We start from the raw sequence: 5656 nt of genomic DNA, 5'->3' as shown, positions 1-5656 counted from the left end.
GAGGTACGACAAGCTCGCCGTCCGCTACGAAGCGACCGTGCTGGTCGCAGTCCTCAACGAGTGGCTGTGACCAGCACTTTCACAACAGGCCCTAGGGCCTGTCGTTTGGATCAGGTCGGCCATGGCTGACGGTGCTTCCCGGCTCCCCCGAGCGGGGTCATGGGGGTCCCCCGCTCGAGCGAAGCCGAGAGTGGGGGAGAGTGACGACAACGCGGCTGGGGGTCCCCCCACGCCCTTGAGGCAGTGGGGGAGTGCGTGCCAGGGCCCGCGACGCCGAGCTGATCCAAACGACAGGTCCTGGGGCCACCGGGGCTTCCACCACATCGGCCCGGTGGACGAACTGCTCATGGTGGGGCGGGAGATGCGGCCGCCCCACCCGCCTGGACGCCTCCAGGTCGCCCTGCCCCCGAAACTCCAGTTGTGTAGGGGGTGATCGGTACTCCTCTGCCGATCACACCTCACTCACTGGAGGGCGCCGTGCAGTCGGAGGGCTACGCATACGACACCCACAGCCGACTGGCCGGACCTCTCACGGAGCCCAGCGACGCCTCGTACCAGGTGCAGTACACCTCGCTGCTGTCCAGTGAGCCGCGCCGAATACACGCCGTCCTGCTGATGGCCCTTGCCCCGGTGTTCACCGGAACGCTGCTCGTCTACCTCGTCTGGCCCACGCACTGGGTGGAGCGCGACGGCGGGGAGAGCTGGCTGGTCGGGCTCGATGCCACGATGCTCGTATCCATCGGGCTCATCGAGCTGTTCATGGTGGTCAATGTCGCCTCCGTCGCCCATGCCACGCTGGTCGCCCGGGACCCCGTCCCGGTCGTCCCCGAAGCCGGTACCCGCGTCGCCTTCCTCACCACGTACGTCCCCGGCAAGGAACCCCTCTCGATGGTCCGCGCCACCCTGGAGGGAGCCGTCCGGATCACCCACGCCGGGCCCGGCAGCGTCCTCGACGTCTGGCTCCTCGACGAGGGCGACGACGAGCAGGCGAAGGCCCTGTGCGCGGAGCTCGGAGTCCGGCACTTCACCCGGCGCGGCGTTCCGCAGTGGAACCAGGCCCACGGCGCCCACAAGGCCCTGACCAAGCACGGCAACTACAACGCGTGGATCGCCAGACACGGCGACGAGTACGACTTCTTCGCCTCCGTCGACACGGACCACGTCCCGCGCCCCAACTTCCTCGAGCGGATGATGGGGTACTTCCGGGACCCCGACGTCGCCTTCGTGGTCGGACCCCAGGTGTACGGGAACTATGCCGACCATCCCGTCACCAAGGCCGCCGAGTCGCAGCAGTTCCTCTTCCACGCGCTGATCCAGCGGGCCGGGAACCGGTATCGCTCGCCCATGTTCGTCGGTACGAACAACGTGGTGCGGATCGCCGCCGTGAAGCAGATAGGCGGGCTGTACGACTCCATCACCGAGGACATGGCCACCGGCTTCGAGATACACCAGCGGCGCAATCCCGTCACCGGCAACCACTGGCGGTCCGTGTACACACCGGACGTACTCGCCGTCGGAGAGGGGCCCGCCTCCTGGACCGACTTCTTCACGCAGCAGATGCGCTGGTCGCGGGGGACCTACGAGACGCTGCTCAAGCAGTACGGCAGAGCGCTGTTCAGGATGCCTCCGGGGCGGCTGTTCTCGTACACCCTGATGCTCGTCTACTACCCGATGACGGCCGTCAACTGGCTTCTGGGCATCCTCAGTTGTGTTCTCTTCCTCTGGTTCGGGGCCTCCGGCACGGAGGTCGCCTCCTCGGTGTGGCTGATGCTCTACAGCGACGCCGCCGCCCTGCAGATCGGGCTGTATCTGTGGAACCGGCGGCACAACATCTCGCCCCATGAGCCGGAGGGGTCCGGCGGGCTTGCCGGCATGGCCATGTCGGCCCTGGCCGCGCCGATCTACCTCAAGTCCTTCGGTGAGGCGCTCGTCCGCCGGCCCAGCAGGTTCGTCGTGACCCCCAAGGGCGCGGACGCCAGTGCCGACCGGCTGCTCACCTTCCGTATCCACCTCTTCTGGGCGATCCTCCTCGCGACCTCCCTGGCCGCCTCGGTCGTCCTGGACCACACCCATGCGGCCATGCGCACCTGGGCGGTCCTGGCCATGGTCATCGCCCTCGCACCGGTCGCGGTGTGGTGCTCCACGCTCCTCAGGGAGCGGCGGGAGCGGCAGGCACCGCACCGGACCACACGTGCCGTCGACGGCACGGAGCCCGCCCTCGCCGCCGGCGGCGCGGGCTCCCCGGTCTCCGGAACCACGACAGGAGGCAGCTAGCACCATGGCCCGCAACGCTGAGAACAAGTACCGCAAGAACCCCGGGAACAGGACGACCAGAAGGGCCGTCCTCGGGGTCGGGGGCATCATGGTCCTGGCCGGGCTCAACGCCCCTGCCGCGGTCGAGTTCGCGGGTGAGGAGTACCACGAGTACAAGATCGCCCAGCCCGAGTACCAGGCGAAGTACGGCTCCTGGCAGCGGGTCGACATCCCCGCGAAGTACCGCACCAACGCCATCCATGCGGCGCTCCTGCACACCGGCAAGGTGCTGATCGTCGCCGGGTCGGGCAACGAGCAGAAGAAATTCAACGCCGGGTCCTTCGACACCGTCCTGTGGGACCCCAAGGCGAACACCTTCAAGAAGATCCCCACCCCCGCCGACTTCTTCTGCTCCGGCCACACCCAGCTCCCGGACGGGCGACTCCTCGTGGCCGGCGGCACCGCCCGCTACGAACTGCTCGACGGCGAGGTCAAACGGGCGGGCGGCGGTATGCGGATCAAGAACGAGAACCCCCTCAAGTCGGTCTTCCTGAAGAAGGGCACCCGCTTCCGCTCGCCCGCGGGCGTCGAGTACGTCAGCAGCTTCGACGTCACCGTCCCGAAGGCCAAGCCCGCAGCCGGGCCGGCCGGCGCGGTCGGCGCGGTGCGGCCCGGGCAGGCCCCGGCCCCGGCGCCGGTGGTGGCGGGCGAGGCCCGGGTCTTCGTCGAGGCCGTCGAGGCAGGTCCGCTGTCCGTCACCGAGAAGCAGGCGCAGTACGACATCGTCGGGCTCACCGGCAAGGACGCGGCCAACACCTACGGGCTGAGCGAGAAGATCACCCTCGACAAGCAGGACTTCCAGGGCATCCGCACCGCCTACGAGTTCGACCCCGTGGCCGAGCGGTATGTACCCGTCGACCCGATGCAGAAGGCCCGCTGGTACCCGACGCTGGTCGGACTCGACGACGGACGGGTGCTCGCGGTCTCCGGCCTGGACGACGTCGGCATGATCGACCCCGGGGACAACGAGATCTACGACCCGAGGACCAAGAAGTGGTCGCCCGGCCCGAAGCGGTACTTCCCGACGTACCCCGCACTCTTCCTGACCAAGGGCGGCAAGCTCTTCTACACGTCCTCCAACGCCGGTTACGGGCCCGCCGACCAGGGGCGGGAGCCGGGGCTCTGGGACCTGAGGACCAACACCTTCCGTAAGGTTCCGGGGCTGCGCGACCCCGACGAGACGGAGACCTCCTCCTCCCTGCTGCTGCCGCCCGCGCAGGACCAGAAGGTGATGATCCTGGGCGGCGGAGGCGTCGGCGAGTCCAGGAGGTCGACCCCGCGCACGGCCGTGGTCGACCTGAAGCAGGACAACCCGGTCTTCAAGGACGGGCCCGACCTGCCCCAGGGCACGCGGTACCTGAACAGCGTGATCATGCCGGACGACTCGGTGTTCACCACCAACGGCTCCGAGGACTACCGAGGCCGCAGCGCCAGCAACATCTTCAAGGCCCAGTTCTACGACCCGAAGAGCAACGCCTTCCGCGAGGCGGCCGCGCCCACCGTCGGCCGCAACTACCACTCCGAGGCGCTGCTGCTGCCCGACGGCAGGGTCGCCACCTTCGGCTCCGACCCGCTCTTCGACGACCAGCAGAACACCAAGCTCGGCCACTTCGAGCAGCGCATGGAGGTCTTCACCCCGCCGGCGCTGCACAGGAACGGCGAGAACCGCCCCGTACTGGAGGGCGGTCCGCAGGAGCTCGGCAGGGACCGCCGCGCGACCTACCGCACCGACCACCCCGAACGGGTGGCGAAGGCCCGGCTCATGCGGCCCAGCGCGGTCACCCACACCACCGACGTCGAGCAGCGCTCCATCGAACTCGGCCTGACCAAGGACGCGCACTCGGTGACGGTCGCCGTACCGGACGACCCGGCCCTGGTGCCGCCCGGCTGGTACATGCTGTTCGTGACGGACGCGCAGGGCACGCCGTCCGAGGCCAGGTGGATCCAGGTGAAGTGACCGCCCGGCCCGATGCCCCGGCCGGCGGCTAAGGCCTGGAGTTGCGGGCCAGTTCCAGGGCGTACTCCGGCCACCACTTCCCCGCGGCCGGCCCGCTCGCGCACACCCCGTCGGACTCCCCGGGCCGTTTGATCCACAGGTAGGCGTCGAGGAGGGGTTCGCCGGTGTCGGTCGTCGGGCGGGTGCCCAGCGCGCGGCCGGGCGGGTTGCACCAGGCGCCGGGCAGCGGGCCGTTGCCGTTGCGGCTGGTGTCGACGACGAAGTGCTTGCCGCCGAGGTCGGCGGAGAGCTCCAGGCCGTACGCCTTGGTGAGCTCGTCCGTCTGGAAGTTGGAGACGTTGAGGGAGAAGCCGTCGGCCTTCTCGATGCCGGCCTGTTTCAGCGGGTCGACCAGCTTCCACGGATCACGGATCCAGGCCGGGTTGCCCGCGTCCAGGTACACCTTGGTGTTCGGCTGCTGTTTCAGGCGGACGACCGCCTCGTTCAGCAGCTGCTCGCGCTCGTCGTGGTACGCGGCCGGTGTGCAGCCGTCCACGATGTGGGCGACCGCGTCCGGTTCGAGGACGACCAGGGCCTTGCCGTCCCCGAGCGCGTCCGCGAACTTCCCGATCCACTCCCGGTAGGCGTCCGCGTCGGCGGCGCCGCCCGCGGAGTGCTGGCCGCAGTCGCGGTGCGGGATGTCGTACGCCACGAAGAGCGCCGTGCGGTTCTCCTCGGCCGCGGACTCGACGGCCGCCTTCACCTTGGGGCCCGGGTCGATCTCGCCGGCCGGCCACAGCGCCTGCGGTTCGTCCGCGATCCGCTTGAGCAGGTGCGCGTCCTGGGCGCGGCCCGCCCGGCGCCACTCCTTGATCTGCTTGGAGGCAGGGCTGTCCGGGTCGACCCAGAAGTCCAGGGCGCCCGCGCGGGCCGCCTTCTTCGGGGCGCGGCCCGCCGCGGCGGCCGTGTCGATGTCGGACGCGGACGAGCAGCCCGCCGCAAGCCCGAGGACCGCGACAGCCGCGAGGATGTGGATCAGCCGGGACATGCTGCTCCCTGGGGCGAAGGTGACATTTACTGATGATTCGTCAGTAATCGTTGCACAAGGGATTTCAGGCTGCAGGGTTCGACATGGCAGCCGTGGGACGGGTCAGGCGTCCGACGACACCAGCGCGATGCCCAGCGGTGTGCGCTCGTACAGCACCCGATGGCCGTACCGGCGTGCCGTGAGCAGTCCGGCGTCCCGCAGCAGCGTCAGGTGCGCGGAGACGGAGGACGGGGCAAGGCCCAGGCGGTGAGCGAGGGCGCCGGTGGTGGCGGGTTCGTCGAGCGCGGCGAGCACGGCTGCCCGCCCGCGCCCCAGGAGCCGTACGAGAACGTCCGGGGCGCGGCCTGTGGGCTCGGCCC

At 69.7% G+C, this 5656-nt stretch carries 4 protein-coding genes; 2 read left to right on the top strand and 2 right to left on the bottom strand.

Going from position 1 to position 5656, the window contains the following annotated elements; translation table 11 throughout:
• Positions 1-477 precede the first annotated feature (477 nt).
• Both AB0N07_RS49605 and AB0N07_RS49600 read left to right on the top strand, forming a co-directional pair.
• The gene (locus AB0N07_RS49605; protein ID WP_365847409.1) at positions 478-2274 is read left to right on the top strand and encodes a cellulose synthase catalytic subunit; all 1797 of its coding nucleotides are present in this window, start codon (positions 478-480) and stop codon (positions 2272-2274) included.
• 88 nt (positions 2275-2362) lie between these two features.
• Entirely contained in the window at positions 2363-4270 is a 1908-nt protein-coding gene (locus AB0N07_RS49600; RefSeq protein WP_365847411.1) for a kelch motif-containing protein, read from the top strand.
• Between the two features lie 28 nt (positions 4271-4298).
• Here the strand turns inward: AB0N07_RS49600 and AB0N07_RS49595 are convergent, their stop codons facing one another.
• A complete protein-coding gene (locus AB0N07_RS49595) occupies positions 4299-5297 on the bottom strand; it encodes a glycoside hydrolase family 6 protein (RefSeq protein WP_365847407.1) in 999 nt (332 codons plus the stop codon).
• Positions 5298-5399: 102 nt separating this feature from the next.
• Positions 5400-5656, bottom strand: a 257-nt coding sequence (locus AB0N07_RS49590) for a helix-turn-helix domain-containing protein (RefSeq protein WP_365847405.1), incomplete at its 5' end; no start/stop codon positions are given.

Source organism: Streptomyces sp. NPDC051172 (assembly GCF_040682555.1).
Taxonomy (GTDB): domain Bacteria; phylum Actinomycetota; class Actinomycetes; order Streptomycetales; family Streptomycetaceae; genus Streptomyces.
The sequence above is the reverse complement of the archived record's forward strand: the minus strand, read 5'-3'. Positions and strand labels throughout refer to the sequence as shown.

Coding starts and splice junctions, on each gene's coding strand:
- AB0N07_RS49600 (WP_365847411.1), top strand. CDS start 2,363: ATGGTCCTGGCCGGGCTCAACGCCCCTGCCGCGGTCGAGTTCGCGGGT.
- AB0N07_RS49595 (WP_365847407.1), bottom strand. CDS start 5,297: ATGTCCCGGCTGATCCACATCCTCGCGGCTGTCGCGGTCCTCGGGCTT.